The organism is Streptomyces sp. NPDC030183 (assembly GCF_055573455.1).
Map to the genome: position 1 here is coordinate 1 of NZ_JBVIBK010000053.1, position 26,979 is coordinate 26,979.

Here is a 26,979-nt window from a genome sequence, read left to right on the forward strand (position 1 = left end):
GTACACGGGTCAGGGCCCGGCACGCCGAGAGCACGCACCTGACGCCGCGGGGCCGCCCTCCGGGCGACGGCGGGAATTTGACGACAGGGCCTAGCCAGCGGTTCCGGTCCAGCCGGGTTGTTGCCCCGCCACGATCGGACCATCCTGGCCCTATGGTGACGAAGGCGTCCGGCGTGCGGCGGGCCGCCACATCCGGCGAGGCGATGGCGGTGGTCGACGCCGACGGCCTCGTCTCCGGATGGAGCGAGGGCGCCCGCCGGCTCACCGGGTACCGCGCCGCCGACGTCAACGGACGACCGGCGTCCGACCTGGTCGACGGGGACGCCACGGCGGCCCGCCGGGAGCTGCTCGCGCACGGCGAGGCGCTGCTGACCGTGCGGTACCGGGACGGACGGCCGCGGCAGGTGGCCGTGCGGATGGTGCCGCTGCTGCGCGGCGCGGACGACCGGCGCGGGTTCGTCGTGGTCGCGAACCCGGCCCCGCCCCCGGCCGAGCAGGCCCTCGGCGAGCTGGCCTTCCAGCAGGCGTCCATGTCCATGTCGGTGTTCGACACCGGGCAGCGCTATCTGCGGTTGAACGACGCGGCCCGCCGGATCATGGGCGGGCCGGAGGCCGAGTTCCGGCACCGGTACTACCCGGAGACCGTGGAGGACACCGACCACAGCCGAGGCTTCCTGCGGCACCTGGAGATCGTGGTGGAGTCCGGGGAGCCGGTCCGCTACGAGAGCTGGACCCGCTCCCCGTCCGGCCGTCGCATGCACGCCTGGAACCTGGAGATGTGGCCGGTGCGCGACCACACCGGAGAGCTGATCGGCACCGCCCTCGCCGCCTTCGACAGCAGCGAGCAGCACTGGGCGCGCCAGCGCCTGGCCCTGCTCAACGAGGCCGCCGGGTCCATCGGCACCAAGCTCGATGTCGTCCAGACGGCCCGCGAACTCGCCGAACTGGTGGTGCCCCGGCTCGCCGACGTCGTCAGCGTCGACCTGCTGGAGTCGGTGTTCCGGGGCGAGGAACCCGCGATGGGCCCGGTCGACCACGATGTGGAACTGCGCCGCGCCGCCCACCACTCGGCCACGCCCGGCGTCCCCGAAGCAGCGATCGGCCTGGGCTCCGCCCACGTCTACCCGGTATTCTCGCCGCCCGCCCGGGCCCTCCTGACCGGCGAGCCCGTGCTCACGCGGACCGGCGACCCCGAACTCGACACATGGTTCGCCCGGCACGGCGCCCGCTCCGCCGAGCAGCGCGAGGCCGAGGAGTACGAGGCCGAGGAGTACGACCTGTCCCTGATGGCCGTACCCCTGGTCGCCCGCGGCACGACCCTGGGCGTGGCCGTCTTCGTCCGCACCCTCACCCCCGAACGCCCCGACGCCCTCGACCAGGACGACGTGGTCCTCGCCGAGGAACTGTGCAGCCGGGCCGCCGTCTGCGTGGACAACGCCCGCCGCTACACCCGCGAGCGCACCACCGCGCTCGCCCTCCAGCGCAGTCTGCTGCCGAGGACGGTGGCGGGGCAGGCGGCCGTCGAGTTCGCCTCGCGGTATCTGCCGGCGCTGTCGCAGGCCGGGGTGGGCGGTGACTGGTTCGATGTGATCCCGCTGTCCGGCACCCGGGTCGCCCTGGTCGTCGGTGACGTCGTCGGACACGGCATCCACGCCTCCGTCACCATGGGCCGGCTGCGCACCGCGGTGTGGGCGCTCGCCGACGTCGACCTGCCGCCCGACGAACTCCTCACCCACCTCGACGACCTCGTGGAGCACCTCGCGGCGGGCGACGAGAGCGGCGGCGGGGAGATCGGCGCGACCTGTCTGTACGCGGTGTACGACCCGGTGGCCCGCACCTGCTCGATCGCCTCGGCGGGGCACGTACCGCCCGTGGTCGTGCGGCCCGACACCGGTGCGGAGGTCATCGACGTGGTGGCGGGACCGATGCTGGGCGTCGGCGGCCTCCCCTTCGAGTCGACGGAGCTGGAACTGCCCGAGGGCTCGGTCCTCGCCCTCTACACCGACGGCCTGGTGGAGGCACGGGACCGGGACGTCGACACCGGAACCGCCGCCCTGTGCGCCGTCCTGACCGACCCGGTGGGCAGCCTGGAGCGCGCCTGCGACAACGTGCTCAGGAACCTGCTGCCGGACACCCCGGGCGACGACGTGGCCCTGCTGCTCGCCCGCACCCGCGCCCTCGACGCCGAACAGGTGGCCGTCTGGAACTTCGCCGACGATCCCTCGCTCGTCGCCGACGCGCGCAAGCTCGCCACCGACCAGCTGGTGCGCTGGGGCTTGGAGGACGCCGTCTTCGTCACCGAACTCGTCGTCAGCGAACTCGTCACCAACGCCATGCGCTACGGCGGCGCCCCCATCGAGCTGCGGCTCATCCGCGACCGCACCCTCATCTGCGAGGTCTCCGACGCCAGCAGCACCTCGCCCCATCTGCGCCGGGCCCGCACCTTCGACGAGGGCGGCCGCGGCCTGCTCCTCGTCGCCCAGCTCACCGACCGCTGGGGCAGCCGCCCGAGCGGCGCGGGCAAGACCATCTGGGCCGAGCAGGCGCTGCCGCCCAACCCCTGACACGACGGGCGGGGACGGCCGCCGCCGCCCCCGCCCGCCTCACCGTCGCGAGGTGCTACCGCTTGCGCAGCCGCACCGCCACACCGCGGCCGGTGCGGACCTGCTCGGCCGTCCAGCCCTCGACGGCGACGGAGACCTCGGAGAACCGGCCCCGCAGGGCGTCCGCCCCGATGACCGCCACGGTGCTGCCCGAGCGCGGCGGCTGCTCGGCGTCGAAACGCACCACCAGCGCGCTGCCCCGCTCCAGGACCGCGCACCCGTCCACCACGAGGGCCGGGTCGGCGCCCCGGTCGAGGGTCACGTCGAGGACACCGGCCTGCGTGTAGTCGCCGCGCACCCGGACCGTGCGGGCGCCCGTGCGGAGGGTGCCGCCCGCCACCCGAACTTCACCGCGTCCGAGGGCGTCCTTCGAGCCCGCCACGAGCACACCGGCCTCCACCGCCGTGCCGCCCGTGTACCGGTTGGCGCCGGTCAGCGTGAGCGTTCCGCCGCCCCGCTTGACCAGCCCGCCCGGGCCGGAGATGTCGTTGCGCCAGGCGTCGGCGGTGTGGAAGCCGCCGAGGGCGGGGTCCAGCGTGACCGTGACGTCCGTGTCGAAGGCGCCGTAGCCGTCCGCCGCCGCGAACAGGTTGAGCCGCCCCCACTGCTCCCAGCCGTCCAGCAGCACATAGCCCGACGGCAGCGCGGTGGTGCGCAGCACCTCGCGCCGCTGCGCCGCGTCGAGGTACGGCAGCCGCGTCTCCAGCAGGACCTCGGCGCCCTTCGGTACGGTCAGCCCCTGCGAACGGCCCCGCCGGGTCAGCACGTACGTCAGCTTGGGCTCCACCAGCCGCGCGTTGGCCCCGCGGTCGGCGTACCGGTCGTCGGGGTCCGAGTGCGCGTAGGCGAACAAGGTGTCCGCCGTCGTGCCCGTTTTCGCCTGGAAGTACTCGGCGGCCTGCTTGCGCGCGGCGGCCTTGAGCGCTGTGTTCTCCGGCTTGTACAGCACGGCGGCGGCGAGTGCGGTGGCCATGATCCGGCCGCCCATGACGTCGACCGTGGAGTGCATGCCGGACATGATCCGGGTGTGGCTCAGCTCGAAGGCACGGGTGATGATCTCCTGGAAGCGCTCCGGGACCGCGTACGCGTAGGCCAGGGCCGCCAGGTGGAAGGCGTTGGTGTGGCCGCTGGGGAAACCGCCGTCGTCGGCCGGGACCTCGCTGCGCTGCCGCAGCAGCTGCTTCACGACGACGACGTCGGACTCGTAGACCGGGAAACCGAGCTCGTCCCTCTGCCCGGTGTCGACGACCTCGCTGTCCTCGTTCATCCGCCACGGCCGCGGGTACTGGAAGGTGAACTTGGCCGGGTTGCTGGAGGTGAAGTCCCCGCGCACGGTGTCGACCAGCTTGGCCACCAGGCCCAGGTCGGAGTCGTGGGAGCCGGCGCCCAGCGCGGAGCCGGCGGGCGCGTCGGCCGGCACTGCGTCGTTGATCTTCGTCGCCGGTATGCCGTCGGGGGCGGCGGTGATCGAGGTGACCGCCTTGGCGCCCGAGCGGTACAGGTCCGCCAGCGGACCGAGCGCGCCGATCATCGCGTAGCTCTGGTGCTGCCGGTCGTAGACGAATGCCTCGCGGGCCTCGGCCTCGGTGCGGCGGTTGGTCAGACGCGCGCAGTAGCGCATGTTGGCGCGCAGGATCTCCGGCAGCAGCGGGGTGCCGGTGTTCCAGGCGCCGCCGGTCTTCCAGATCTCGGCGAAACCGCCGAGCGCCCGGACCACGGCGTTGGTCTCGGGGGTCCGGTTCGACGTGATGTTCGTGCTGTAGTCGTCGACGAACGCGGCGAACGCGGTGGCGGCCTTGGCCTCGGGAGCCTTCCACAGGTCCGCGAGGGTCGGAGCGGCGAGGAGGCCGACCGAGACGCCGAGGGAGTTCCTGAGGAAGTGACGCCGGTTGAACGTGTGGTGCCCGGCAGATGACGGCATGGAGGTGCCGCTCCTTTCACGGTGGGGTGATCGTGCGGGCTGAGCGTGGACTGACGTACGACCGGCACGAGTCCGGTCGGCGACGGGCCGGTGATCAGGATCCGGCCGGCCGGAGGAGGGATCGCGCGAACGCGACCGCCCCCTCGACCGGCGGCACCTGGAGGGGCTGCGGCCGGGCGAGGGGGAGTGTGTGGGTCAGAGCGAGGGCGAACGCCGAGTACAGGGCGGGCCGTGACAGGATCGTGCCGCCCGCGACCACCACGTCGTCGACGGCGACACCGCGCGCGGCGAGCCGCTCCACGAGCGAGGCGAGGGCACGGCCCCCGTCGTCGATCACCCGGTGGGCGAGCACGGACCCCTGCTCGGCGGCCTCGAACACCACCGGAGCGTGCCGGCCCCACTCGGCGGACACGTCCGTGGCGCTCTCCAGGGCCGCGCCCAGCGCCGGGACCTCGGGCACGTCGAACGAGGTGATCAGCAGCCGGGCCAGCGGGTCGGGGGCCTCGCCGCGGTCGTGCGCCGCCCAGACGGCACGCGCCGCCTCACGGACCAGGCCGGCCGCGCCGCCCTCGTCTCCGAGGACCGCACCCCAGCCGCCGACCTGCACCGGCGTGCCGTCGGCACGGCGCCCGACCGCCACCGAACCGGTGCCGGCGACCAGCGCCGCGCCCTTGGCGAGACCGGCGGCCGGCACGAGCAGTTCGGCGTCCCCCACCACCAGGCACGGCACCTGAAGCCGTGCCTCCAGCGCGAGGCGGATCTCCTCGCACTGCCGGGGGGTCTCGCAGGCGTGCGCGCCGACCGCCACAGCGGCCGGCGCGACATGCGCGGGCAGCACCTCCTCGACCAGCGCGGCGAGCCACTCGCCGGCCGCCGCCGGGTCGTGCGGCCGCCAGCCACGGCTCGTACGGACGTGGTCGGCGACGCTCTCCGTCCCCGCGAGAGCACGGAGATGGGTCTTGGTGCCGCCCACATCGATACCGATCACGGGCCTGAAGTCCTGCACGGAGGGCCTCTCTCGTCGTTGCGTTGCGAAGGGCGCTGCGACGGCGGGCGAACCGTGCCTGGACACAGATATGTCGTGGGGGGTGCTCGGGAAGCCCCGGGACGGGCCTCTGCTGGTGCGGCAGGCGAGTACCGCTTGACTTCGTTAGGAAATTAACTAACGAATTAGAGAGCGTCAAGAGGTCCGGACCCGGATGCCGCACGACCCGTGCGGACCGCCGCGGCACGACTGGGGAGAGCATGTACCTGAGCGAGAGCGCCCGCACCGTGTTCGCCGTACTGGCGGCGACGTGCACCGCCACACGCCCCCAACTGGCCGCCGGGGCGGGCCTGTCCAAGCCGACCGTCTCCTCCGCCGTGGCCGAGCTGGAAGCGGCCGGACTCGTCGCCTGCTCGGGCACCGCCTCCGGCGGCACCGGCCGCTCCGCCGCCGTCTACGGCCTCGGGGCCGCCGCCGGCGCCGTGCTCGCCGTCGACCTGGGGCCGAGCCGTACCCGGGTGCGCGGCTGCGCCCTCGACGGCACCCTGCTCGCCGAGGGGGCCGGCTCCCGCCCCGACGCCGCGGGCGTCGTGAGCGAGGTCCTCGCCGAGCTGCCGCCGGGCGCCCCCCTGCGTGCCGTCGTGGTGGCGGTCGGCGACGTCACCACCCGGGGCCGGGAGGGCGGCGGGGAGCGCCCGGCGACCGCCAAGGCGGGCCCCGTCTTCGACGCCATGTCCGTCGCCCTGCCGCCGGGTGTCCCGGTCCACCTCGAGAACAACGTGAACTGTGCCGCGCTCGCCGAACTCCACGAGGGCGCCGCACGCGGCCGGGACACCTTCGGCTATCTGCGGATCGGCGTCGGCATCGGCCTCGGCGTGGTCATCGGCGGCCAGGTGCTGCGCGGCGCGAACCACGCCGCCGGTGAGGTGGCCCGGCTGCCCTACCCCTGGGACGCGGACCGCGAACCGCGTCACGAGGGCCTGGAGGCCCACCTCGGGGCGGGTTCCCTGCTCCGCCGGGCGGCGGCTGCCTGGCAGGAGGCCGACGGGCCGTGCCCGCGCACCGCCGAGCTGCTCTTCGGCCTCGCCGACGAGGGACACCCCAGGGCCCGCGACGTCGTCGGCCGGCACGCCGCCGACGTGGGCAGACTCGCCGCGGCGGCCACGGCCGTGCTCGACCCCGGTCTGATCGTCCTGGGCGGCGCCGTCGGGGCGAACCCCCAGCTCCTGCCCGGTGTGCGGGCCGAACTGGCCCGGCTGAGCTGGCCCACCGAGGTGGTGAGCAGCGCGCTGGGCGAAAGTGGCACGGTCGTGGGGGCCAGTCGGCTGGCCGTGGCCCGAGGAATCCAAACCGTGACCGGAGGGGTGCGAGTGGAGGATTGACGGACTCCATGGACATCTGCCAATGTCCGGACAAGCGCTTTCTAAGTCGGCCGGGACGCCGGCTTGGGGCGAGTCTCCCGCCCGTACGAGACGTACGGCAACCGCACGAGGGCGAGCCCGTGCGGGGACGGCCACAGCGGCCGGGGACCTGGCCCCGCGTGGACGACGCGGCCGGGCGAGGCCGCGGCCCCCGGAAAGCGACTTCACCTGCAAATTGCACCTGTGCCGCCTCGGTCGGCGCCGTGCTCTGTCCCCTACGACGAAAAAGGGAACGAAGATGATCACTGTGGGTGTGCGGCGCTCCCGCCGACTCGGCCGCGGCGGTATGCGCCGCCTGGTTCCCCTCGCTGCCGTCGCCACGGCGGGCGGCCTGCTGCTCTCGGCCTGCGGCGGGGGATCCGAATCGGGCGGGACCTCCAAGTCGCTGACGTTCTGGATCTCTACGGTTCCGGGGCAGGACGCGGGCTGGAAGAAGATGGTGGCCCAGTACGAGAAGGAGACGGGCGTCAAGGTCAAGCTCGTCAACATCCCCTACGACGGCTACACGACCAAGCTGCACAACGCCGCGCAGGCGAACTCCCTGCCCGACGTGGCGGCCGTCCCGGCGCTGGACCCGATCTGGTCGAACAAGCTGATCGACCTCAGCTCCATCGCCGACAAGAAGAGCAACAACATCAACCAGAACTTCCTGGCGAAGGACAAGTCCGGGAAGGTGCTGGCCATCCCCTCGGACGTCACCGCGTCCGGCATGTTCATCAACAAGTCCCTCTTCGACAAGGCCGGCGTCTCCTACCCGACCTCGCCCCAGAAGACCTGGACCTGGACCGAGTTCATCAAGGCGGCGAACAAGGTCCGCGACAAGACGAAGGCCAAGTACTCCCTGACCTTCGACCAGTCTCCGTCCCGGCTCCGCGCCATGGTGTACGAGATGGGCGGCAAGTACGTCCACGCGGACGACTCCGGCAAGTTCTCGGTGGACGCGGCGACCAAGAAGGCCGTGAACACCTTCGTCGGCTGGAACGACGACAAGACCATGCCGAAGTCGGTGTGGACCAGCGGCGCCGACCCGTCGGCCATGTTCCAGAGCGGTGACGTCGTCGCCTACTGGTCCGGTGTGTGGCAGGTGCCCGCCTTCGCGGAGAGCATCAAGAAGTTCGAGTGGGCGAGCGTCCCGACCCCCGCCCAGCCGGTGCAGGCCAGCGACGTCAACAGCGGCGGCCTGACGGTCGGCTTCAACAACAACGCCGACGCGGCCGGCGCCGCGAAGAAGTTCCTGACCTGGCTGTACGAGCCCGACCACTACCGGGCGCTGTGCGAGGCGTCCGGGTTCCTGCCGGTCGAGAGCGGTCTGAACCCGAAGTACCCCTTCAAGTCCGAGGCGGCGCAGGCGGCGTTCAAGCTGTACAACGAGTCCATCCCGCTCTACGACCCCATCTCCGGCTACTTCAACGGCGCGCAGACGCAGTGGGTGCTGAACGGCAAGAGCCTCACCGAGGACCCGACCAAGACGGAGCTCGGCAAGGCGATCAACGGCCAGCAGTCGGCCGACAAGGCCCTGGAGAACATCGTGGCCGGCTACAACCAGCAGGTCGGCGGCTGACGCAGGCCGACGGCCCCGGGTGGGCGGGAGCGGGACACCGCCGCCCGGGGCCGTCGGGCCCCGCGCGATGCCGGGCTCATGGCCTGGGCCCACCGGAACCCCATCCACCAGCACGGAGTCAGGAACATGACAAAACGCGCCTCGGACGCCTCCACCGTGTCCGTGAGCCCGCCCAGGAGACGCAGCAAGTACACCCTCGCGCCGCTCGTCCTCATCGCGGCCAATGTCGTCCTCTTCGCGCTGTTCTTCGTCTGGCCGGCGGTCATCGGGCTCGTCTACTCGTTCACCAACTACACCGGTGTGGGGGTTCCCCAGTTCACGGGACTGGAGAACTACAAGAACCTGGTCGGGGACTCCACCTTCTACCACGCGCTGACCCGGACGCTGCTGTACACCGTTCTCTTCGTACCGCTGAACTTCGCGCTCTCCCTGCTCGCGGCCAACCTGGTGGTGAGCAAGCACGCCAAGGGCACGTCGGTCGCCCGCGTCATCTTCTTCATCCCGTGGCTGCTGTCGCCCATCGTCGTGGGCGTCCTGTGGCGGTGGCTGTTCGGTGAGAACTTCGGACTGGTCAACTACGTCATCGGCGAGCTCGGCGGCAGCGCCGTGCCATGGCAGTCCAACGCGGACCTGTCGCTGCTCGTGGTGGTGATGGCGGCGTCCTGGACCTGGACGGGCTTCACGATGCTGCTGTTCATCGCGGCGATCAAGAACGTGCCGGTGTCGTACTACGAGGCGGCCTCGCTCGACGGCGCCGGCCCGTGGCGCCAGTTCTTCAGCATCACCCTGCCGAGCATCGCGCCCACCTCGTTCATCGTGATCCTGCTCAACACGATCAACGCGATGAAGGAGTACCCGGTGTTCGTCGCGCTCAACAACGGCGGACCCGGCACCTCGAACAACCTGCTCGTCCAGTACATCTACGAGACCGGCTTCAAGCGGGGCCAGATCGGCTACGCGAGCGCCGCGTCCTTCGTGCTCATGCTCATCCTGATGGCCGTCGCGATCATCCAGCTGATCGTCAACCGGCGGATGGAGAACCGATGACAACCACAGACATGCCGCGCCCGGTCGACGCCGGGCCCGGACGGGCCGTCTCCAAGACGGGGCCGCGCAAGCCGGCGACCGGTGGGCTGCGGCGGGCGGTGCCCGCGACGACGCTGCTGTGGATCATGGCGTGCCTGTACGGGCTGCCGGTGCTGTGGTTCATCCTCAGCTCCCTCAAGCCGGCCAGCGACCTGTTCTCCTATCCGCTGTCGCTGGTGCCGGACGACCCCACCCTGTCCGGTTACATGACGGCGTGGCGCAGCGCCAACTTCTCCCAGTACTTCATCAACACGACCATCGTGTGCGTGATCACGACGATCCTCACGGTGGGGGTCAGCTGCTGCACGGGGTACGCGCTCGCCAAGTACGACAACCGATGGCTCAAGGCCTTCTTCCTCTGCATCCTCGCGACCACCATGCTGCCGGGCGAGGTCATGCTCGCCCCGTCGTTCCTGGTCGTCCGCGACCTGGGCCTCTACAACTCGTTCAGCGGCATCATCCTCCCGGCCGTGCTGACGGCGACCGGATGCTTCATGTTCCGCCAGTTCTTCCTCACGGTCCCCGACGAACTCGTGGAAGCCGCACGCATCGACGGCGCGCGTGAGCTGTCGATCTTCCTGCGGATCATGGTGCCGATCTCGCGGCCCATCATGCTCACCCTCGCCATCCTCTCCTTCCAGTGGCGCTGGAACGACTACATCTGGCCGCTGCTGATGCTCAACGACCCCAACAAGTTCACCGTGCAGATCGGTATCCAGAGCATTGTCGGCGCGCAGAACATCAACTGGTCGGTCCTGCTCGGCGCCTCGGTGATCTCCATGATCCCGCTGATCGTCGTCTTCCTGGTGTTCCAGCGTTACGTCATGAACGCCGACATCAACGCCGGACTGAAGGACTGATCTTGCGCATTCCGCTCGACCACGAGTTCCTCCGCGCGGCGGCCCGTGCCGCCGACCGGCGGGCCGCCCCGCTCGCGGCCCGCCCCGACGAGGAGCCCGTCGGCGAGCCCCACCGCGCACTCGCCCGCCGGGTGAAGACCCTGATCGCGGCCCACCGGTCCCCGGACTCGGCACTCCACGGCAGCGAGCGGGCCGTCGCCGCCGCGACGACCCAGCTCGCCGCCCTGCGGGCCGCGCAGACCACCACCGGTCTCTTCGCCGGCGGCGACAACGTGCAGTCACCACCGGACTCCGCGTTCACCGTCAACGACGTGTGCGACGCGCACGTCCTCGCCGCCGGCGCGGGACCGGACCTGCACGACGTCACGGCGGCACTCGCCGAGATCGCCCACGCCGCCACCGACCGTCTGCTGACCGGGGGAGTGCACACCCCCAACCACCGCTGGGAACTGTGCGCGGCGCTCGCCCGGCTGCACCGGTCGTTCCCCGACCAGCGGCTCCTCGACCGCGTCGAGGAGTGGCTCGCCGAGGGCGTCGACATCGACGCGGAGGGCCAGTACTCGGAACGGAGCGCCAACTACGCGGCGCATGTGTCCAACCCTTCGCTGATGCTCCTCGCGGACGTCCTCGGCCGCGCCGATCTGTCGGACGCCGTCGAACGCAACCTCACCGTGACCCTGGACCTGATCAGGCCCGACGGCACGGTGGAGACCGTCCACTCGCGCCGGCAGGACCAGTACGCCCCGTTCCCCCTGGCGCCTTACCTGCCCCACTACCGGCTGCTCGCGGTCCGCACCGGCCGGGGCGACTTCAGCCGGGCGGCACGGCTGGCGGCCGCCGACGGCGTCGACGACCCCGACCTGCTCGCGCAGACCCTCCTCACCCCGGACCTGTGCCGCGCCCTGCCGGCCCCGGCCGCGCAGCCCCTTCCACGCGACCGGTACCTCACTACCGCACGCCTCGCCGTACGAGCCTCGGCCACCGCGCACACCGTCGTGTACGGCGGTTCCGACGTGCCCGGGCACCGGCGCATCCGCTCGGGCCTCGCCCGCAACCCCACCTTCCTGCGCCTCTTCGCCGGCGACGCCGTCCTCGACTCGGTCCGCCTCTCGCGGGGGTTCTTCGACCTGGGCCCGTTCCGCGCCGCCGACATGCACCGGACCGGCGCCCACCACTACCGGCTCACCGAAACCCTCACCGCTGCCTACTACCAGCCGCTCCCGAAGGACGAGAGACGCGACGACGGTGTCTACGCCCTGGGGGACGAGGGACGCTTCTCCGCCGCGATGGCCTTCCCGGACCGGCCCCGGGACGAGGTCACCCACACCACCCGCGTCGACGTGGACCTGCGGGAGGACGGCGCCGACCTGCGGATCGACCTCGGCGGACCCCGCGTGCCCTGGGCCCTCGAACTGACCTTCCGACCGGGCGGCGTCACCGAGGGAGCCACACCCATCGGCGACGGACGCTGGTGCCTGACGCCCGGGCCGATGACCTACCGCGCCGGTGACGACGCGATCCGGGTCGAGGCCGACATCGAGGCGGGCGAACCGCTTGCCGGTCCCGACCGGACCGACGTACTACGGTACGACCCGGGCGAGGACCACACCCTGGTCGGCGGCACCGACGCGACGACCGGAAACCGTGTCTACCTCGGTGGACTCGGCCCGCACACCCTGACCGTCACGCTGCGCGCCCACCGGTCAACGCCCGCCGCCTGACGGCGGCGACCCCTCGCCATGGCCACCTCCGGTACGAAGGGCTGATCGACCCGTGCGTCCACCCGTGCACCTCCCGCGCCAGCTCGGCCCGCTGCACGACCTGCCGTCCACCCCCGAGGCGTACGACGACGTCCTCGCCGCCGTCACCGAGGAGGCCCTCGCCCGGCTCACCCCCGAGGGCAACCTCGAACACCCCGACTGCGACGACGACATCGGCGACACCTCCCTCGGCGTCACCTCCCTGCTCGCCCTCGCCTGGCAGCGCACCAAGGACCCCCGGCTGCCCGAGGCCGTCCGCCGCAGCACGGACTTCCACCTGCGCGAGCGGGTCTACACCGACGACAACCCCGGCTACCCCAACCTGAGGGTCCGGGACTCCGGCCTGCCCTACGCCCGGTACGTGCTGGAGGCGGGCGCCCACCCCATCGGCGACTGGCCGAGCACCGTGTGGGCGCTGCTCCAGGCCGTCAACCTGCTGGACCTCGCCGACGGGCTCCTCGACGACGGGCGGACCGCCGCCCTGCGCGACCTGGCCCGCGGCTACTGGCGCTGGCTCACCGAGGCGACCTTCTTCAACCCGCAGGAGGCCGGCAACCAGGCCATCGGCTGCGTCGTCGGCGGGCTGATGCTCGCCCGGCACCTGCCCCCGGCGGAGGGCGCGCGGGTCCGGGAGCACGCGATCACCCTGTACACCGACGAGATCCGCGCCCACCGGGTCCGCGACCGGGGCGCGCTGCTCCCGCCGGAGCACGGCGGCGCGTACGACAACAACTACGGCCCGATCTCCCTGTCCTTCCTCGCCCAGGCCCACCGGGTGAGCGGCGAGGAGATCTTCGCCGAGGACGGCGAGGCCCTCGCCCGCTACCTCGACGCCCGCCTCACCACCGGCGGCTTCGACGTCGGCGGCCCCCGCTACAGCGAACAGCACTCCGCCTTCGAGTCCGTGCTCGGACTGCGCTACTTCGGGCACCGCGTCGGCGCCGACCTCGGCCGCTACCGGGGCGACACCCGCTGGGGCCGGTACGCGGTCAAACCGGACGGCAAGGTCGACGGCCACTTCGCGTGGATGCTGGTCTGGCAGATCCAGGACACCACGCCCTGGCACCGCACCCCGTCCACGGAACCCGTCCGGCACCAGTTGCGCGCGGGCGGCGTCTCGGTCGCCTTCGACTCGCGGATGACGCCGTCGCTGATCGAGGCCGACGGGACGTATCTCCTGCCGGCCGCCGTCGACCGCCAGCACGGCTTCGGTCCGGTCGTCGACGGCTTCCTGCTGTGCCGCCCCATGGGTGAGGTCCGCGTCCGCGACGTCCGGACCGGCCGGCTGGCCGCCAAGCTCGTCACCAAGCCGGTCGTCACCCGCGACCACGTCCTGCGGCATGTGCGGTCCCTGTACGTCACCGACGGCACCCGGCTGTGGACCATGGTGGCCGTCGAACGCCTGCCCGGCGAGCCGTATCTCCTGGCGGGCCTGCCGTACGTGGCGGACGACGGCGACAGGCTGCGCCGGATCGCCGAGGCCGAGGTGGCCTCCGCCGGCGGGCTGCGGCTGACGCACCCGGCCGCCGAGGGCCCGGAGTACTTCGACGCCCGCGCCGGCACCACCCAGGAGCAGGCCGCGTTCGCCCTCGCCGCCGACCCGCGCGGCTACGGCAACCCCGACGAGGGCTGGTCCCACCTGGTGGCGTCCACGGCCGTCGAGGCGACCCCCGTACCGGGCGGCCCGGACGACCTGGACGTCTTCGCCGTCCGCTACGGCCCCGGCGGCACCTTCCGGGCGGCCTTCGACCGCACCCCGGACGGCCTCACGGTCCGCACGGAGGCGTTCACCGCCGTCATCGGCGACCCCGCGGGCGACGAACACGGCGAGCCGGTGCTCACCCTGCACGCCTGAGGCCCCCAGGGCACGAGGGCGGCCCGCTCTCCACGTCCGTCGGGCCGCCCTCACCGCTCACCACTCACCGCGCCGCCGCGTCCCCCGCCGGCATCGCGCTCGCCGGGACCACCAGATCCGCCCGCTCCCGTGTCGTCGCCACCAGCTCGGCGTTGCGCTGGTCCGTGCCGAGCACCCACGCGACCGCCTCGTCATGCCTCTTGCCGAACTCCTCGTGCCGGGCGACCAGGCGCCGTACGCGTTCGTCCTCGTCGAGCGCGCAGAACCACACCTCGTCCAGCCGGGCACGGACCCGGCCCCACGCCCCCTCCTCCAGCAGGAGGTAGTTCCCCTCCGTCACCACCAGCCGGGCACCGGGCGGCACCGGGATCGCCCCGGCCAGGGGCTGCTCCAGCGTGCGCTCGAAACCCGGCGCGTACACCACGTCGTGCGCCTCGTCGCGCAGCCTCCGCAGGAGCGCCGCGTACCCGGCCGCGTCGAAGGTGTCCGGCGCGCCCTTGCGGTCCCGGCGGCCCAGCCGGTCCAGCTCCACGTCGGCGAGGTGGAAGCCGTCCATGGGCACATGGGCGACCCAGGGGTCTCCGTCGCCGTTGAGCGCGGCGGTCAGCCGCTCGGCGAGGGTGGTCTTCCCGGAGCCCGGGCCGCCGGCGATCCCCAGCAGGGCCCGGCGGCCGGGGCGGACGAGTGAGGCGGCCCGCTCCAGCAGGTCGTCGAAGGTCAGGGGCATGCGGACGACGGTAGCCCCCTTCCGAATGACCGGGCACGGACGGGGCAGGCGAGCGATGCTGTTGCCCGGAGCGGGAGATGTGAGAGAGCGGAAGGTGACCATGGGAGAGGAGCGCGAGCCGGGGTCGGTGGGCGACGTCGAGGCGATGCGGGACGAAGTGGCACGGCTGCGGGCGGAGGTCAGGCAGCTGCGCACCAGGATGGAGAGCCGCCCGCTGATCGCCCAGGCCCAGGGCATGCTGCGCGAACGGTACGCCCTGCCCGACGCGGAGACGGCGTTCGCCCTGCTCCAGCGCGCCTCGCAGCAGTACAACGTCAAGCTGCGCACCCTCGCCGAGGCCGCCGTGAGCGCGCCCGGACCCGACGGACACGGCACCCTGTGGTTCCCCGGCCGGGCCCGCCGCGCGGAGCCCTCCCTCACCTTCGCGGAGGGCCGCGACCGCCGCGTCGGACGCGGCAACCGGAGCGCGGTCCTGACCGCCGTGCTCAGCCAGACCCTCGCCGTCGTCGGCACCGACATGGGCAACGTCCAGATCGCCGACCGCGCCGAGCGCGGTCTGCGCATCGAGCGGCACACGGGCCTCACCGCGGACTTCGTCGACTTCTTCGCCTTCGTCGGTGAGGAGGGCACGTCGTGCGCGCAGGCCGCCCGCGACATCGCGCAGGTGACCGTCCGGGACGTGGCGACGCATCCCGTGTTCACCGAGGACGCCCGGGAGGCCATCCTGCTGGCGGGCAGCCGCGCCTGCCACAGCGTGCCCCTGACGAGCACGTCCGGACTCTGCGTGGGCATGGTCTCGGCCCACCTCGACCGCCCCGTCCAGGAACTGACCCGCGCCCAGCTCAAGGCCCTGGCCGTCGTCGGCGCCGAGGCCGGCGCCTGGCTCGCCTGGTACGACCGGACCGTCGTCCTGGACGCCCTGGAACACCTCCACGCCCTCGGCCGCGTGCACAGCGGCAGCCGCGTCCCGCGCCGCTGACCGGTTCTCGCGATCTTCCCTACTGACCTTCTCCGCACGGGGAACCCGACCTCCATGACAGCGACCACCGAACCGACGGAACTGGGCCTGCCCAAGGCCGTCCGAGCCTGCCTCTTCGACCTCGACGGCGTCATCACCCGGACCGCCGTGGTGCACGCCGCCGCGTGGAAGCAGGCGTTCGACGAGTTCCTGCGCCGACGCGACGGCGAGTCCTTCCGCCCCTTCGACCGCGGCAGCGACTACGACGAGTACGTCGACGGCCGCCCCCGTGCCGACGGCGTCCGTACGTTCCTCGCCTCCCGGGACATCCGCCTTCCCGAGGGCAGCCCCGACGACCCGCCCGACGCGCTCACCGTGCACGGCCTCGGCAACCGCAAGAACGACCTGCTCCTCCACCTCATCCGCACCGACGGCGTCGACGCCTACGAGGGCACCCTGCGCTACATCGAGCGGGCCCGCGCCCAGGGCCTGCTGACCGCGGTGGTCTCCTCCAGCGCCAACTGCCGGGACGTCCTGCGCTCCATCGGCGCCGAGCACCTCTTCGACGTACGGATCGACGGCGTGGTCGCCGCCGAGCGCGGCCTGCCCGGCAAACCCGCCCCCGACACCTTCCTCGCCGCCGCCCGCGACCTCGGCGTGGAACCCTCCGAGGCCGCCGTCTTCGAGGACGCCCTCGCCGGTATGGACGCCGGACGCGCGGGCCGCTTCGGACACGTCGTCGGCATCGACCGCGTCGGCCAGGCGGACGCCCTGCGCGCCCACGGCGCCGACGTCGTCGTACCGGACCTGACGGAGCTGGGGGACTGGGCGTGATCACCCACCGGTCGTACGGCGTCGCCCCCTGGGCCCTGCGCGAACGGCACCTCAACCTCGACGTCCTGCCGCAGAGCGAGTCGGTGTTCGCCCTGTCCAACGGCCACATCGGCTGGCGCGGCAACCTCGACGAGGGCGAACCCCACGGTCTGCCCGGCAGCTACCTCAACGGCGTCCACGAGACCCACCCGCTGCCGTACGCGGAGGCCGGCTACGGCTACCCGGAGTCCGGGCAGACCGTCATCGACGTCACCAACGGCAAGATCATCCGCCTGCTCGTCGACGACGAGCCCTTCGACCTGCGCTACGGCCGCCTCCGCTCCCACGAACGCGTCCTCGACCTGCGCACGGGCTTACTGCGGCGCACCTGCGAGTGGACCTCCCCGGCCGGGACCACCGTCCGCGTCCGCTCCACCCGCCTCGTGTCCTTCACCCAGCGGGCGATCGCCGCCGTCGCCTACGAGGTGGAGGCCGTCGACAGCGAGGCCCGGGTCGTCGTCCAGTCCGAGCTGGTGGCCAACGAGCAACTCCCGGAACGCGACGGCGATCCCCGGGCCGCCGTAGCCCTGAGGTCACCGCTGGAACCCGAGGAGCACTTCGCGGACGGGACCCGGCTCCGGCTCGTCCACCGCACCCGGCGCACCGGACTGCGGGTCGCCGCCGCCGCGGACCACCTCGTCACCGGGCCCGGCGAGATCACCACCAGCGGCGAGAGCCGGGACGACGTGGCCCGTCTCACCGCCACCACCGTCCTGGAACCCGGCCAGACCCTGCGCGTGGAGAAGCTCGTCGCCCACGGCTGGTCCGGCACCCGCTCGCTGCCCGCCGTCGCCGACCAGGTCGACGCCGCGCTCTCCGCCGCCGCGTACGGCGGCTGGCAGGGCCTCGTCGACGAACAGCGCGCCTACCTGGACGACTTCTGGGCCCGCGCCGACGTCGAGGTCGACGGCGACGAGGAGATCCAGCAGGCCGTACGGTTCGCCCTCTTCCACGTCCTCCAGGCGGGCGCCCGCGCCGAACAGCGCGCCCTGCCCGCCAAGGGCCTCACCGGCTCCGGCTACGACGGGCACGCGTTCTGGGACACCGAGACCTTCGTGCTGCCCCTGCTCACCTACACCGCGCCCGGCGCGGTCACCGAGGCCCTGCGCTGGCGCCAGAACACCCTGCCCGCCGCCCGCGACCGCGCCGCCCAACTCGGCCTGAAGGGCGCCGCGTTCCCCTGGCGGACCATCGACGGCTCGGAGGGCTCCGCGTACTGGCCCGCCGGCACGGCCGCGTTCCACGTCAACGCCGACATCGCCGACGCCGTGGTCCGCCACACCGCCGCCACCGGCGACACCGGCTTCGAACGCGACACCGGCCTCGAACTCCTCGTGGAGACGGCCCGGCTCTGGCGCTCCCTCGGCCACCACGACCACCACGGCGCGTTCCACATCGACGGCGTGACCGGCCCGGACGAGTACAGCGCCGTCGTGGACGACAACGCGTACACCAACCTCATGGCCCGCGCGAACCTGCTGGCCGCCGCGGACGCCGCGGAACGCCACCCCGACCGGGCCGCGCGGCTCGGCGTCGACGACGAGGAGAGCGCCGCCTGGCGGGACGCCGCCCACGCCATGCACATCCCCTACGACGACGAACTCGGCGTCCACGAGCAGCACGCCGGGTTCACCCGCCACCAGCGCTGGGACTTCCGCGGCACCCGCCCCGACCAGTACCCGCTGATGCTGCACTTCCCGTACTTCGACCTCTACCGCAAACAGGTCGTCAAACAGGCCGACCTCGTCCTCGCGATGTACAAGTGCGGGGACCACTTCGACGAGGACCAGGTCGCCCGCAACTTCGCCTACTACGAGCCGCTCACCGTCCGCGACTCCTCCCTGTCCGCCTGCTGCCAGGCGGTCATCGCCGCCCAGGTCGGCCATCTCGACCTGGCCTACGACTATCTGACCGAGGCGGCGATGATGGATCTGCGGGACCTGGAGCACAACACCCGCGACGGACTGCACATCGCCTCCCTCGCCGGCACCTGGACGGCGCTGGTCGCGGGCTTCGGCGGCATGCGCCACCAGGGTCCGGTCGTCGACTTCGCGCCCCGGCTCCTCGAGCGGCTGAGCAGGCTCGCCTTCCGCCTCGGACTGCGGGACACCTGCCTGCGCGTCGAGATAGGGCCCCGCCACGCCACGTACGAACTGCTCGGCGGCGACTCCCTGACGATCCGCCACTACGGCGAGCCCGTCACCCTCGACGGGGAGAAACCCCGGCGGCTCGACATCCCGGCCGCGCAACCGGTCGGACCGCCGCCGGACCAGCCGCCGCACCGGCGCCCCGGCCACCACACACGGCGCGGAACATGAGGGGTCAGCCGCAGAACGCGGCCTCCAGCGTGCGGTTCATGGTGGCGTACACCGTCCCGTTGTTGGAGGTGTTGGCGAACGACGTCAGACTGCGCTTACCGGTCTTCGAGGTGAACGCCCAGGTGTAGTAGCCCTGCACGGTGCCCGTGTGCCCGTACACCGAGGCCCCGCACGACAGATCGCGCCGACGCAGTCCCAGCCCGTACGCCTGCGTGCTGTTCACCGGCGTCCACCGCAGCATCTGCTTCAGCTGGGCGGCGGAGGTCAGCTCGCCCCGCATCAGGGCGGACAGGAACGTGTTCAGGTCCTTGCCGCTGGACACCAGGGCCCCCGCGCTCTGCGCCCAGGACACGGTCTGCCGTGTCGAGTCGATCTTCCGGCCGGAGGAGTCGGCGGTCATGTAGCCGCGCGCGTACCGGCCGGGGATCGTGCTCTTCGGATGGACGTAGTACGTGTCGGTCAGCTTCAGCGGCTTGATGACGCGGTCCTGGTACGCCGTCGCCACCGGCTTCCTGGTGAGCTTCTCGATGAGCATGCCCGCCACGACGAAGTTGGCGTTCGAGTACGAGTAGACCGCCCCCGGCTTGTTGGTGAGCGGCTCCGCGAGCGACAGGTCCATCAGCTGACGGTAGGTGTAGACGCGGTCGCGTACGTTCTCGAAGCCCTGCACCGAGCGTGCGAAGAGGGTGTTGGCGTAGTCGTAGAGACCGCTGCGGTGGCTGAGCACATGACGCACGGTGATCCGCTTGTCGGGCAGCAGCCCCGGCAGATAGCTGTTCACCGCGGTGTCGAGCTTCAGTTTGCCCTCGTCGACCAGTTGCAGCAGCACCACCGCGGTGAAGGTCTTGGTGACGCTGCCGACCCGGATCCGGTCCCCGGTGCCGATGGCCCGTCCGGTGCCCCGGTCGGCGACGCCCTCCGCCAGATGGAGGGCCTTGCCGTTGTCGTCGACCCGGGCGAACGCGCCCGGCGCGCCCTGCGACAGCGCCGTACGCAGCGTCCTGCGCAGCTCCGCCGTGTCCGGGGCGGCCAGGGGGGCCGCGACCGCGGTGGCGTCCGGTCGCGCGGCGGCGCCGGGCGCGGGGGGCGGGGTGGCCGCCTGGGCGGGGACCGTCAGCAGGGACACCACGACCGCGCCCAGGGCAGCCGCGCTGGTGCCCACCGTTCTCGTAACCATCTGATTCGTCTCCCGTTTGCCTGCTGTCCATCGACAGGGTGCATTGGAGTCCAGTGGTCACGGAGAGTCAAGTAGCCGGTGGGGGTGCCGAGTTGAGCGACTCGAAAGAAGGAACGGTACGCGGGTTCGGTTTCAACCGCCGAACAGCTGGGTCCAGTAGGTGCCCGCGCCACCGCCCCCGGTGAATCCGACACCTATATGGGTGAAGTCCGGTGCGAGGATGTTCGCGCGGTGCCCCGGGCTGTTCATCCAGCCGTCCACGACCTCGGCGGCGGAACGCTGCCCGCACGCGATGTTCTCCCCGATCGTCCGCCGGGTGGAGCCGGCCGCCGCCGCGCGGTGCCATGGTTCGCGGCCGTCGGGGGAGGTGTGCGCGTAGAAGGCCCGCGCCACCATGTCGTCGCAGTGCGCCTGGGCCGCGACGGTGAGCAGCGGATCGAAGGCGAGCGGGGGCAGACCGGCGGCGGTGCGCCGGGCGTTGGTGAGGGCGATGACCTCGTCGGTGGTCCGCCGCAGTCCCTCGGTGGAGAAGGGCTGGGCCCACAGCGCGGTCCAGTAGACGGTGCCCGAACGCCGGTCGGTCGCCTGCCCGAGGCCGACCTCCCTGTACGCGGGCAGGCACAGCGTGCGCCGGGCTTGCGGGTCGGAGAGGCAGTAGTCGACGAACTCGGCCGGGGTGCGGGGACCCGAGACCAGGTGCTCGCCGACGGTGAGACAGCGGTAGCCGCCGGCGGTGACCCGCTGGTGGACGGAGAGCCCGTCCGCGCCCTCCGACACGAGCCGGCCCCTCGCGGCCATCGCGGCGGCATGGGCCCCGGCCGCGGTCGTGAGGGGCGGGCTGAGCGAGACGGCGGGGGACCCGGCGGAGGCCCGAACGGAGTTCACCAGGCCGAGGAAACCGTCGGGAGAGGAAGAGGAGGAAGAGGGGGAGGGAGAAGGAGAGCGAGGAGCGGTGGGTGTGCGGGGCGGGGTGGTGGCGCGGGGTGCGGTGGTGGCGGGGGGCGCGGTGGCCGCGTCCTCCACGACGTCCACCCCGAAGTCCCTCGCCACGCCCGCCAGTCCGTCCGCGTACCCCTGGCCCAGTGCCCGCAGCTTCCAGCCCGGCCCCCGGCGGTACAGCTCCGCCAGCAGCAGGACCGTCTCCCGCCGGGGCCGGGGCGGGGTGAAGCGGGCGAGCACGCGGCCGTCGGCGCCGGTGACGAACAGGGTGGGGGCGGGGAGGCCGCCCAGGGGCGTCCCCGGATCGGCCGGGCTGATCACGACGGTGAGGCGGGTCGCCCCGGCGCGCAGCGCGGGCGGATCCACCGTCAGCATCCCGCCGTCGAGGCGGGCGCCCGGCGCGACCGCCTGGTTGTAGAAGACGAAGTCGGCGTCGCCGCGGACCCTGCCCGTGTCGTCGGTGACCAGGGCGGAGACGTCGAAGGGGCCGGGCACCCTGATCGTCAGGGTGCCGTGCGGCAGGGGCACATTGCCCCCGGGTACCAGCTCGCTCATCGGGGCCGTCCGTCGCAGGGACCGTCAGCCCGTCAACGTCTCACCCCCGCAGGGCGGTTCCCGTGCCGTCGGCGCGCTCGGCGGCCAGGGGGTCCTGCCGCCCGGAGCGCAGCGACCTCAACGCCAGCAGCAGGACGCCGATGTCGTCCAGATACACCGGGTCGGGCAGCACGTCCGTCGGGAGCACGAGATAGAGGACGGCACCCCAGAAGACCCACTTGGGGCCCGTGGGGAGCCCGGCCCGCTGAAGCTCGCGCCGGGTGCGCACCAGCCGCAGGAGCAGCCATACGGCCACGCCCAGGACCGCGGCCGCGACCACCACGACCGCGACGATCACACCCCACGTCCAGGAGTCCATCGGTCCTGCCCCTCGCTCGTCGCTCCCCGTACCTTCTCATCGTCTTCCCGGCACGGGCGTCGGCTACCATGCCCGGCCGCACGTGTCAGTGCGAGGCGCGGGCGTGGTTGTGGTCCACGAGGGCCTGGCTGACCGCCCGGATGGAGCGGGCGATGTGGTTCAGCTGCATCACTTCGGCGGCGTACATCTTGATGGTGTGCTCGATCACCGACTCGGACATCCCGAGGCGGGGCAGCTCGGAGCGGGCGGTCTGCAGCGCCGTGCGGGCGACCCGGATCTCGTGCTGGACCTGGATCTGGGCGTGCCGGGCCAGCAGGACGGGGTGCCGCAGCATCGCCGGGTAGCTGCCGTAACGGGCCGGCACCAGCTCGCGCAACCACTTGGCCGCAGACCGCTCCCAGTCGTAGCTACCGGGTGTCTTCACCTGGCACGGCCAGTCCGTGCGGATCGGCGAGGAGGTGAGGGCCATGTTCAACGCTCCGGTCTTGCATCGACGCCAAAAGAGATCCAACGGGTGGAAGTCTGGGCGGCCCCGGTCTAGGGGATGGCCGGGGCCGCTGCACCCGGGGCGCCGTGGCGGGTAGGAGCGGACGGTCCCGGGCGGACGACGCGTCCCGGAGTCCCACCGGGCCGCGATCCGGGAGCAGTATTTATATATACCGATGAGTTTGCAAGAGCATGAAAAAATTCATGCCGGAAAAGATCTGAATAATCCCGTGCTGTCGGGACGTAGAGGGACTCCGTCCGGCGCTCCGCCGCGCGCTCGTCCCGAATCAGTCCCCGACCCCGTCCCGAATCAGTCCCCGACCCCGTCCCGAATCAGTCCCGGAGGAAGAACTGGTGCTGCTCGGAGACCTGCTCGTACGCCTCCAGACGGGCCTGGGTCCGCTCGGGATCGGCGTCCGTCATGGCCTGGAGGAGCGCCGAGGACATCATCACCGGCGCGGCGTAGGAGTCGAAGACCAGACGTGAGCCGGTGCCCGTGGCGAAGACGGCGTCGGCCTCGTCGGCCAGCGGCCCGAGCCCCAGGTCGGTCACCAGGGCCACCTTCAGCCCCGCCGTGCGCGCGACCCGCAACGCGGTGAGCGTCTCCTGCGCGTGCCGGGGCATGGAGAACGCCAGCAGCCAGGTACCGCCCGCCTCACGGGACTGCAGCAGGGCGTCGTAGGCGACCGTGCCGCCCTTGGTCACGAGCCGGACGTCGGGGTGGATACGGCGGGCGGCGTAGGCGAAGTACTCGGCGAGGGCGCCGGAGATCCGCAGTCCGAGGACGGTCAGCGGGTTGGAGCGGGACAGGGCGCGGCCCACCTCGATCACCTGGTCCGGGTCGGCGAAGTCGCGCCGCAGGTTCTCCAGGTTCTCGATCTCGGCGTCCACGGCCGCCTGGAGTTCGTTGCTGCGGTCCGCAGCGGGGGCGCCCGGCGCGCTGCCGAGGGTGGCCAGCGCGATCGCCTGGAGCCGCTCGCGCAGCGCCGGGTAGCCGCTGAAGCCGACGGCGGCGGCGAACCGGGTCACCGAGGGCTGGCTGACGCCGACACGGTCCGCGAGGTCCGTGATCGACAGGAACGCGGCCTCGGTGATGTGCTCGATCAGGTACTGGGCGATGCGCCGCTGCCCGGGGGAGAGCCGGGGCCCGTCGAACAGCTCCCTGAGCCGGGCCGTGGGCGACGGCTCGGTCTCGTCGGCGGTCCGCCCGGACGTGATCGCTGATGCCTGCGCGCGTGCCTGCTGCGGCGATGGCACCCGTGCGCCTCCTTCGTCTCCCACGACCACTCAACATAGCCCACGGCCGACGCGGTCCCGGGCCCCTCCCGAGGGCACCCTCCGAGCCGGGCGTCCGGTGCGCGAGGAGGGGGCCGCGGCCGGAGGCCCGGTGCGCGACCTGCGAGAACCCTGTTTCGGGCCCACCATGGGGGTACCCGCACCCTGTCGTCCACCCCAGGGAGAAGGCTCGTGACTCTGCCCCGTCTGCCCGTGTCCCAGGTCGAGGTCGTGCTCTGCGACTGCTCCGCACAGGACGCCGAGCGTGTCTTCGCCTGCCTGTGCGCTCATTTCGAGTCGGACCGGCGCCCCGAGGACCCACCGCACGACACCGAGGGCGAGCGGCCCACCATGTGGACCGGCACCTATGACACGGCGGCCGTGCCCAGCGGCGCCGAGGAACCTCCCGCACGACTGTCCGGCCCCGTCACCGTCGACGTGCAGGGCAGTCCGCCCGCCGTACGAACGCTGCGGGCGGCCCTGGAGGAGAGCTACTCGGTGCGTCAGGTGGGCGTGGACGCCGGTGACCAGGAAGTGAGCCTGCAACTGCGGCTCGAAGGACTACGGGAGAGCTGATGACGGCAGTGGGGGTGGGCAGCGGGCGCGCGGCCCGCGGTTCTGTGACGGAGGGCGCGGCCCGGGCCGGGCTGACGGCGCGCGGCGTGATCTATCTGCTCGTCGGGGCGCTGGCCCTGCAGATCGCCTTCGGCGAGGGCGGGCACCAGGCGGACCGGCAGGGCGCGCTGGCTGAGATATCGGAGAAGCCGCTGGGCTCCTTCCTGCTGTGGGCCCTCGGCATCGGTGTGGTCGGCATGGCCCTGTGGCGGCTGTCGGAGGCGGTGTTCGGCGCGGCGGGCCCGGACGGACGCAAGTGGACCAAGCGGCTGGCCTCGGCCGCCCGGTTCCTCTTCTACACCTTCGTCGCCTACTCGGTGCTGACCTTCGCGGCCGGCTCGGGCGGTGGCAGCGGCGGCGGGGGCTCCAGCGACGAGCAGTCCAAGGATGTGACGGCCCGCGTCCTGGAACTCCCCGCCGGGCAGTGGCTGGTGGGCGCGGCGGGGATCGGAGTGATCGTCGCGGGCGTCTGGATCGCCGTACGGGCCCTGATGCGCTCGTACCACAAGCATCTGCGGCTCGGTGAGATGTCGCGCCGCACCCGCCGTGTCGTCGACGTCACCGGTGTGGGCGGCGGGGTCGCGCGGGGCCTGGTCTTCGCCGCCGCGGGCGTCTTCGCCGTGCGCGCCGCCATCGACTACGAGCCGGACAAGGCCAAGGGCCTGGACGACACCCTTCGCTCCTTCGCCGACACCCCCGCGGGCCCCGCGCTCCTGGCCTGCGTCGCCGCGGGCCTCGTCCTGTTCGGGCTGTTCTCGTTCGCCATGGCGCGCTGGCGCCGGGTCTGAGATTCGCTCACGCGAACAGCCGGTCGAGGAAGCCGTTGCCGTACACGCCGTGCGGGTCGAGCCGGTCGAGGATCCGCCGCGCCCCGTCCCAGCCGGGCCCCTGGCCGTCCTCGTAGGAGGCCGGTACGACGGTGCGCAGCACCTCCTCGTCGCTCCAGGCTGCCTCGCCGGTGTACCCCCAGCCCTTCGACCACTCGACGCGGGTGAGGGCGTGGCCGCCGTCGTACGTCGTGAGCAGGAACCGCTCCAGCTCACGGAAGAACGCCTCGGCGTCCGGGGTCCCCGGCAGGGTCAGCACGTCCAGCCACACCGCCGTGTCCCACCCGGGCCGGTCGGCGCGCGGCCGCAGGGCCGACAGCAGCGGGGCCCGCGCGCCGGCCACCCCGACGTCCCCCGGGTCGTCGAGGCCGGTCACCCGGATCTCGACCGAGCCGTTGACGGGGAAGCTGCCGCGCGCCGCGTACGCGGTGAGCCGCTCCCGGTAGAAGGACGTGAACTCCGCGACCACGCGCTGCACCTGGTCGCGTGAGGTCAGCACCGCGTACCCGTTCGCCGTCACCCGCAGGGTCGTCGGCCTGACGTAGAGCAGCGTGTTCTTCGACGGCCCCCACAGGTCCGCCGACGCCGTGGCCACCAACCCCGCCTCGGCCACGGTCAGTTGCGTCCTGCCCAGCACCGGGGCCAGATACCAGGCGCCGTCCGACACCATCCGCCCGACGAGGTCCGCGACGACCGTCGGCACGTTGTCCGAGAACGGGTAGTTGTACGGCGAGGTCACGCGTCGGGAGGTGAGCGGCCGGGTGGGCGCCACGCTCCACACCTTCAGCCAGGGGAACTCGGTGAACGCGAACCAGATCGCCTCCAGCCGCCCCGCCTCGTCCAGGAAGCTGTCGAAGGTGCGCCCGCCGCTGCCGGGCGGGGCGAACAGCTCCGCGGCGGGGATGTCGGTCCGGCTCAGACACCGCAGCTTCGTGTCGGCACCCACCCGCAGCACGCACTCCGTGACCAGCGCCCGCCCCACGTGCGTGAGCAGCGCGGCGCCGTCCGCCTCGTCCCGGGTGAACGTCCGCAGGACGTACGCGTCGCTGTCGGCGTCCCACACGACCGCCGTCAGTTCCAGCACGAGATTGCTGAGTGAACCGTAGGTGTGCCCGGGTGCCCGGGTCTCCCCGGCGGCGGGTACGGCGGTGCCGTGGGCGTCGACGGCGAGGGCGCCGCCGACCGAGAGGTCCCCCGGCGCCGGGCAGGCCGTCACCCCGAGCCCATGGCCCTCCAGGAAGGTGAGCAGGCCCTCCAGGGTGGCGCCGGCACCCGCCCGGACCGCCGCCGGGCCGGTGGATTCCAGGGACAGGGCGGTCAGGTGCTTCGTCGTGTCGACGAGCAGCACGGGCGCGCCGGACCCGGTCCCCTCGGTGACGGTCAGCGGCGACCAGCCGTGGGAGAGACCCCGGGGGCGGACCCTCCAGCCCTGCCGCCGGGCCCAGTTGACCACCGCCACCACCTGGTCCCCGTCGGCGGGCGCGCACGCCCACAGGCCGGACGCGGTGATCTCGCCGACCCAGTTGCGGTACGCGGAGCGGTACAGCTCCACCTCCTCGGGGAAGCCGGGCAGCTCGGCCGCCGCCGCGGCCGGGTCCTGGCGGACGAACTGCGGCGCCAGGGCGAGCGCGGCGGCACCGAGGAGGAACCCCCTACGGGACCACGGCCCCTGCTCCTCGGGCACCGGTGGGACGGCGTCGTTCGGCATCTCGATCACACGGTCACGCTAGGCCCTGTCGTCACATTCCCACCTACCCCGCGACGCCATGCACGCGCTCTCGACGCACCGGGCCCCGACCCGAGTACGTCCAGTACACGG

Annotated in this window: 21 protein-coding genes; 12 read left to right on the top strand and 9 right to left on the bottom strand. The window is 72.5% G+C overall.

All coding sequences use genetic code 11. The features are described from left to right. Positions 1 to 152: 152 nt before the first annotated feature. Entirely contained in the window at positions 153 to 2,564 is a 2,412-nt protein-coding gene (locus ACZ4Z2_RS36425; protein ID WP_468081992.1) for a SpoIIE family protein phosphatase, read from the top strand. Between the two features lie 55 nt (positions 2,565 to 2,619). Here the strand turns inward: ACZ4Z2_RS36425 and ACZ4Z2_RS36430 are convergent, their stop codons facing one another. Further along, positions 2,620 to 4,524, bottom strand: coding sequence for a phosphatase PAP2 family protein (locus ACZ4Z2_RS36430; RefSeq protein WP_468081993.1), 1,905 nt, complete (start codon positions 4,522 to 4,524; stop codon positions 2,620 to 2,622). A gap of 94 nt (positions 4,525 to 4,618) precedes the next feature. Further along, positions 4,619 to 5,530, bottom strand: a complete 912-nt coding sequence (locus ACZ4Z2_RS36435; RefSeq protein WP_468081995.1) for a BadF/BadG/BcrA/BcrD ATPase family protein — start codon at positions 5,528 to 5,530, stop codon at positions 4,619 to 4,621. A 239-nt stretch (positions 5,531 to 5,769) separates the two neighbouring features. Between ACZ4Z2_RS36435 and ACZ4Z2_RS36440 the strand changes: the two genes are divergently transcribed. From ACZ4Z2_RS36440 to ACZ4Z2_RS36465, 6 genes are all read left to right on the top strand, one after another. Continuing rightward, a complete protein-coding gene (locus tag ACZ4Z2_RS36440; protein WP_468081997.1) occupies positions 5,770 to 6,891 on the top strand; it encodes an ROK family protein in 1,122 nt (373 codons plus the stop codon). A 277-nt stretch (positions 6,892 to 7,168) separates the two neighbouring features. Next, positions 7,169 to 8,491 (top strand): extracellular solute-binding protein, encoded by a 1,323-nt coding sequence (locus ACZ4Z2_RS36445; RefSeq protein WP_468081999.1) that lies wholly within the window; start codon positions 7,169 to 7,171, stop codon positions 8,489 to 8,491. Between the two features lie 126 nt (positions 8,492 to 8,617). Next, positions 8,618 to 9,538 carry a carbohydrate ABC transporter permease gene (locus tag ACZ4Z2_RS36450; RefSeq protein ID WP_468082000.1) on the top strand — a complete coding sequence of 307 codons (921 nt, stop codon included), beginning with the start codon at positions 8,618 to 8,620 and terminating at the stop codon, positions 9,536 to 9,538. Beyond that, positions 9,535 to 10,437, top strand: a complete 903-nt coding sequence (locus ACZ4Z2_RS36455; protein WP_468082002.1) for a carbohydrate ABC transporter permease — start codon at positions 9,535 to 9,537, stop codon at positions 10,435 to 10,437. The genes ACZ4Z2_RS36450 and ACZ4Z2_RS36455 overlap by 4 nt, the downstream gene beginning before the upstream one ends. Positions 10,438 to 10,439: 2 nt before the next feature. Continuing rightward, complete coding sequence (locus ACZ4Z2_RS36460) at positions 10,440 to 12,158, top strand: hypothetical protein (RefSeq protein WP_468082003.1); 1,719 nt, start codon at positions 10,440 to 10,442, stop codon at positions 12,156 to 12,158. A gap of 64 nt (positions 12,159 to 12,222) precedes the next feature. After that, positions 12,223 to 14,052: a hypothetical protein gene (locus ACZ4Z2_RS36465; protein WP_468082021.1), complete on the top strand. Its 1,830-nt coding sequence runs from the start codon at positions 12,223 to 12,225 to the stop codon at positions 14,050 to 14,052. A gap of 64 nt (positions 14,053 to 14,116) precedes the next feature. On the opposite strand, the gene ACZ4Z2_RS36470 is transcribed toward ACZ4Z2_RS36465, so the two are convergent. Continuing rightward, complete coding sequence (locus ACZ4Z2_RS36470) at positions 14,117 to 14,779, bottom strand: nucleoside/nucleotide kinase family protein (RefSeq protein WP_468082004.1); 663 nt, start codon at positions 14,777 to 14,779, stop codon at positions 14,117 to 14,119. A gap of 100 nt (positions 14,780 to 14,879) precedes the next feature. Between ACZ4Z2_RS36470 and ACZ4Z2_RS36475 the strand changes: the two genes are divergently transcribed. The 3 genes from ACZ4Z2_RS36475 to ACZ4Z2_RS36485 are packed head-to-tail and all read left to right on the top strand — an operon-like array spanning position 14,880 to position 18,928. After that, on the top strand, positions 14,880 to 15,758 hold the full coding sequence (locus ACZ4Z2_RS36475; RefSeq protein WP_468082006.1) for an ANTAR domain-containing protein: 879 nt from the start codon (positions 14,880 to 14,882) through the stop codon (positions 15,756 to 15,758). A gap of 54 nt (positions 15,759 to 15,812) precedes the next feature. After that, positions 15,813 to 16,571 carry an HAD family hydrolase gene (locus ACZ4Z2_RS36480; RefSeq protein WP_468082007.1) on the top strand — a complete coding sequence of 253 codons (759 nt, stop codon included), beginning with the start codon at positions 15,813 to 15,815 and terminating at the stop codon, positions 16,569 to 16,571. Continuing rightward, the gene (locus ACZ4Z2_RS36485) at positions 16,568 to 18,928 is read left to right on the top strand and encodes a glycoside hydrolase family 65 protein (protein WP_468082009.1); all 2,361 of its coding nucleotides are present in this window, start codon (positions 16,568 to 16,570) and stop codon (positions 18,926 to 18,928) included. Before ACZ4Z2_RS36480 ends, ACZ4Z2_RS36485 begins: the two co-directional genes overlap by 4 nt. A gap of 4 nt (positions 18,929 to 18,932) precedes the next feature. On the opposite strand, the gene ACZ4Z2_RS36490 is transcribed toward ACZ4Z2_RS36485, so the two are convergent. The 5 genes from ACZ4Z2_RS36490 to ACZ4Z2_RS36510 form a co-directional block, all read right to left on the bottom strand. Then, complete coding sequence (locus ACZ4Z2_RS36490; protein WP_468082011.1) at positions 18,933 to 20,105, bottom strand: serine hydrolase domain-containing protein; 1,173 nt, start codon at positions 20,103 to 20,105, stop codon at positions 18,933 to 18,935. A 132-nt stretch (positions 20,106 to 20,237) separates the two neighbouring features. Beyond that, the gene (locus tag ACZ4Z2_RS36495) at positions 20,238 to 21,599 is read right to left on the bottom strand and encodes a CAP domain-containing protein (protein WP_468082012.1); all 1,362 of its coding nucleotides are present in this window, start codon (positions 21,597 to 21,599) and stop codon (positions 20,238 to 20,240) included. 40 nt (positions 21,600 to 21,639) lie between these two features. Further along, positions 21,640 to 21,957, bottom strand: coding sequence for a DUF1232 domain-containing protein (locus tag ACZ4Z2_RS36500; RefSeq protein WP_468082014.1), 318 nt, complete (start codon positions 21,955 to 21,957; stop codon positions 21,640 to 21,642). A gap of 85 nt (positions 21,958 to 22,042) precedes the next feature. Continuing rightward, on the bottom strand, positions 22,043 to 22,426 hold the full coding sequence (locus tag ACZ4Z2_RS36505) for a hypothetical protein (RefSeq protein ID WP_468082015.1): 384 nt from the start codon (positions 22,424 to 22,426) through the stop codon (positions 22,043 to 22,045). Between the two features lie 350 nt (positions 22,427 to 22,776). Next, positions 22,777 to 23,700, bottom strand: a complete 924-nt coding sequence (locus tag ACZ4Z2_RS36510) for a MurR/RpiR family transcriptional regulator (protein WP_468082017.1) — start codon at positions 23,698 to 23,700, stop codon at positions 22,777 to 22,779. 210 nt (positions 23,701 to 23,910) lie between these two features. On the opposite strand from ACZ4Z2_RS36510, the gene ACZ4Z2_RS36515 reads away from it, so the two are divergent. After that, positions 23,911 to 24,294: a hypothetical protein gene (locus ACZ4Z2_RS36515; protein WP_468082018.1), complete on the top strand. Its 384-nt coding sequence runs from the start codon at positions 23,911 to 23,913 to the stop codon at positions 24,292 to 24,294. Next, positions 24,294 to 25,121, top strand: a complete 828-nt coding sequence (locus ACZ4Z2_RS36520; protein WP_468082020.1) for a DUF1206 domain-containing protein — start codon at positions 24,294 to 24,296, stop codon at positions 25,119 to 25,121. The genes ACZ4Z2_RS36515 and ACZ4Z2_RS36520 overlap by 1 nt, the downstream gene beginning before the upstream one ends. Positions 25,122 to 25,128: 7 nt before the next feature. Here the strand turns inward: ACZ4Z2_RS36520 and ACZ4Z2_RS36525 are convergent, their stop codons facing one another. After that, positions 25,129 to 26,868 (bottom strand): cholesterol oxidase substrate-binding domain-containing protein, encoded by a 1,740-nt coding sequence (locus tag ACZ4Z2_RS36525; RefSeq protein ID WP_468082022.1) that lies wholly within the window; start codon positions 26,866 to 26,868, stop codon positions 25,129 to 25,131. Positions 26,869 to 26,979: the final 111 nt, after the last annotated feature.

Excerpts from the sequence above, each read along its gene's own strand:
- ACZ4Z2_RS36450 (WP_468082000.1), top strand. The coding sequence starts at position 8,618 with ATGACAAAACGCGCCTCGGACGCCTCCACCGTGTCCGTGAGCCCGCCC.
- ACZ4Z2_RS36490 (WP_468082011.1), bottom strand. The coding sequence starts at position 20,105 with ATGGTTACGAGAACGGTGGGCACCAGCGCGGCTGCCCTGGGCGCGGTC.
- ACZ4Z2_RS36505 (WP_468082015.1), bottom strand. The coding sequence starts at position 22,426 with ATGGCCCTCACCTCCTCGCCGATCCGCACGGACTGGCCGTGCCAGGTG.
- ACZ4Z2_RS36475 (WP_468082006.1), top strand. The coding sequence starts at position 14,880 with ATGGGAGAGGAGCGCGAGCCGGGGTCGGTGGGCGACGTCGAGGCGATG.
- ACZ4Z2_RS36495 (WP_468082012.1), bottom strand. The coding sequence starts at position 21,599 with ATGAGCGAGCTGGTACCCGGGGGCAATGTGCCCCTGCCGCACGGCACC.
- ACZ4Z2_RS36440 (WP_468081997.1), top strand. The coding sequence starts at position 5,770 with ATGTACCTGAGCGAGAGCGCCCGCACCGTGTTCGCCGTACTGGCGGCG.
- ACZ4Z2_RS36470 (WP_468082004.1), bottom strand. The coding sequence starts at position 14,779 with ATGCCCCTGACCTTCGACGACCTGCTGGAGCGGGCCGCCTCACTCGTC.
- ACZ4Z2_RS36425 (WP_468081992.1), top strand. The coding sequence starts at position 153 with ATGGTGACGAAGGCGTCCGGCGTGCGGCGGGCCGCCACATCCGGCGAG.
- ACZ4Z2_RS36500 (WP_468082014.1), bottom strand. The coding sequence starts at position 21,957 with ATGGACTCCTGGACGTGGGGTGTGATCGTCGCGGTCGTGGTGGTCGCG.
- ACZ4Z2_RS36455 (WP_468082002.1), top strand. The coding sequence starts at position 9,535 with ATGACAACCACAGACATGCCGCGCCCGGTCGACGCCGGGCCCGGACGG.
- ACZ4Z2_RS36430 (WP_468081993.1), bottom strand. The coding sequence starts at position 4,524 with ATGCCGTCATCTGCCGGGCACCACACGTTCAACCGGCGTCACTTCCTC.
- ACZ4Z2_RS36445 (WP_468081999.1), top strand. The coding sequence starts at position 7,169 with ATGATCACTGTGGGTGTGCGGCGCTCCCGCCGACTCGGCCGCGGCGGT.
- ACZ4Z2_RS36520 (WP_468082020.1), top strand. The coding sequence starts at position 24,294 with ATGACGGCAGTGGGGGTGGGCAGCGGGCGCGCGGCCCGCGGTTCTGTG.
- ACZ4Z2_RS36480 (WP_468082007.1), top strand. The coding sequence starts at position 15,813 with ATGACAGCGACCACCGAACCGACGGAACTGGGCCTGCCCAAGGCCGTC.
- ACZ4Z2_RS36525 (WP_468082022.1), bottom strand. The coding sequence starts at position 26,868 with ATGCCGAACGACGCCGTCCCACCGGTGCCCGAGGAGCAGGGGCCGTGG.